3 protein-coding genes and 1 pseudogene are annotated in these 2,367 nt (G+C 55.3%); all 4 read left to right on the top strand.

The annotated features are described in order from the left end of the window. A pseudogene (locus tag ED901_RS25230) lies at positions 1-253 on the top strand (phage tail protein); the annotation flags it as partial. Position 254: 1 nt separating this feature from the next. After that, a complete protein-coding gene (locus tag ED901_RS13180) occupies positions 255-773 on the top strand; it encodes a tail fiber assembly protein (protein WP_122096182.1) in 519 nt (172 codons plus the stop codon). A 105-nt stretch (positions 774-878) separates the two neighbouring features. Continuing rightward, positions 879-1,019, top strand: a complete 141-nt coding sequence (locus tag ED901_RS25140; RefSeq protein ID WP_162997871.1) for a hypothetical protein — start codon at positions 879-881, stop codon at positions 1,017-1,019. 160 nt (positions 1,020-1,179) lie between these two features. Then, a complete protein-coding gene (locus ED901_RS13175) occupies positions 1,180-2,349 on the top strand; it encodes a phage tail sheath protein (RefSeq protein WP_122096181.1) in 1,170 nt (389 codons plus the stop codon). The last annotated feature ends 18 nt before the right edge of the window (positions 2,350-2,367 follow it).

Raw genomic sequence — 2,367 nt, 5'->3', positions numbered from 1 at the left:
AAATAATGCGCTGGTTTATTTAGCAACCAGCGCCTGGTCGGACTCTCGCTTTATTTATGACGTGCAGCGCGGCAGCCAGGCGCTGGAGAATGCGGGCTGGACTGCTCAGCAGGTATGGGAAGCGCCGACGGGTTGTTTCATGACGGGGTTAAATATCCGACCGGATTTGGGCGACTGCCGAATGATGGGGAAATACTACCGCGCATTAATGATTAGAACGGCCAGCGGAAGCTGGCGACAGGTGGGTAACTAAGATGATCACATTCAAAAATATCACAATCTCTAAGCAGGTTTTAGAAGATGGCATCCCCCTTCCCGTGCTTTATTTCGAAGATGAAACGGGTCAGGACTGGTACAAACTGCGAGATGAAAAATGGCAGGGTGAAAGCTGTTTCATTGCCGTCGGTGCAGACGGATTTATTTCTACCTGGGCAGACAACCCTAACTTTCTCACCTTATCTGAAGGCGTGAGCATTTACGAAATCAGCCCGGAAGCGTTGCCCGAAGATATCAGAGATCACCCTTACAGCTATGAGAACGGCGAGTTCGTGAAATTTGTACAGCCTGCGATTGAGGTCGCAGCACAGCAAAAAAGTACGTTGCTCAGTCAGGCCGCCGCCGCCATTGCTCCGCTACAGGATGCGGTTGATGTTGACGACGCCACCGACGATGAACTGGCAAGCCTGAAAGCCTGGAAGAAATTCCGCGTTGCGCTGAATCGCCTCGATTTATCCGCTGCGCCGGAAATCGACTGGCCTGCTGTACCTGAGTAAATTGATCGCTGAAAACGATCAATTACGGATAATTGATCAGTAGTAACTATTTGAACATGTCCTGCATATGTCTAAGGATATCCTCAGACTTTTTAGGAGGATGAAATGGAATTAAACCAGGAAGAAGCGGAGATAGTTGCGGGATTTATCGCGGTAAACTGGGCGGCATTTTCGCAAGCCGCTGAGGGCGTGATATCCGTTTGTGCTTTGCACCGGCTGGCTGAAAAATTAGGGTTGGAGAATTAACTCCTCCGCTTTTCAATTCTATTGACCACTGCCCCCACGAGGGGCTTTTTTGTATCTGGCCTTCACCACGTTGTGCCATTTCCCACACACCCCGCCCGCCGTGCCTGCGCGTACACAACACGCGATGATTGACCTCACCCAAATCACAGGAAAAAACACCATGGCTGATTATCATCACGGTGTGCGCGTTGTTGAAATCAACAACGGCACCCGCGTTATCTCCACCGTTTCCACCGCCATCATCGGGATGGTCTGCACCGCAGAAGATGCGGACGCCGACGCGTTCCCGCTGGATACGCCGGTGCTCATTACCAACGTACTGACCGCCGCAGGCAAGGCTGGTAAAACCGGCACACTACGCACCTCACTGATGGCAATCGGCAACCAGGCGAAACCCGTCGTCGTTGTCGTGCGCGTGGCAGAAGGTGACACCGAGGCGGAAACCACCTCGAACATCATCGGCGGCACCGACGCCACCGGCATGTATACCGGCATGAAAGCCCTGCTGTCTGCCCAAACCGAACTCGGCGTAAAACCGCGCATCCTCGGCGTGCCGGGGCTGGATAATCTGGAGGTCGCGACGGCGCTCGGTGCCGTTTGTCAGCAGCTGCGCGCCTTCGGCTATGTCAGCGCCTACGGCTGCAAGACCGTGTCCGATGCCATCAAGTACCGCGAGAATTTCAGCCAGCGTGAGCTGATGGTCATCTGGCCGGATTTCGTCGCCTGGAACACCACCACGAACGCCAGCGACATCGCGCCCGCCACCGCCTATGCCCTCGGCCTGCGTGCCAAAATCGACACCGAAACCGGCTGGCATAAAACTCTGTCCAACGTCGGCATCAACGGCGTGACTGGCCTGTCTGCCAGCGTCTACTGGGATTTGCAAACCACCGGCACCGACGCCGACCTACTGAATCAGGCGTGCGTTACCACGCTTATCCGCAAAGGCGGCTTTAAGTTCTGGGGGCAGCGCACCTGCTCTGACGATCCGCTGTTTCTGTTTGAGAACTACACCCGCACCGCGCAGGTGCTGGCGGACACCATGGCCGAAGCGCACCTGTGGGCAATGGACAGGCCAATGACCCCGACGCTTATCAAAGACATGATTGCGGGCATCAACGCCAAACTGCGCGAAATGAAAACCGCCGGTCTGATCATCGACGGCACCTGCTGGTACGACGCGGAGGCTAACACCGTCGAAACCCTGAAAGCGGGCAAGCTGTTCATTGATTACGACTATACGCCGGTGCCGCCGCTGGAAGATTTAACCCTGCGTCAGCGCATCACCGATCAGTACCTGGCGACGTTCGCCACGGCCATCAACAGCTAAGAGGCGCTAAACCATGGC

Origin of the sequence: Rahnella sp. Larv3_ips (assembly GCF_003697865.1) — a bacterium.
Lineage (GTDB): Bacteria > Pseudomonadota > Gammaproteobacteria > Enterobacterales > Enterobacteriaceae > Rahnella > Rahnella rivi.
Note: the sequence above shows the minus strand (reverse complement) of the source record. Positions and strands in the feature narration are given on the sequence as shown.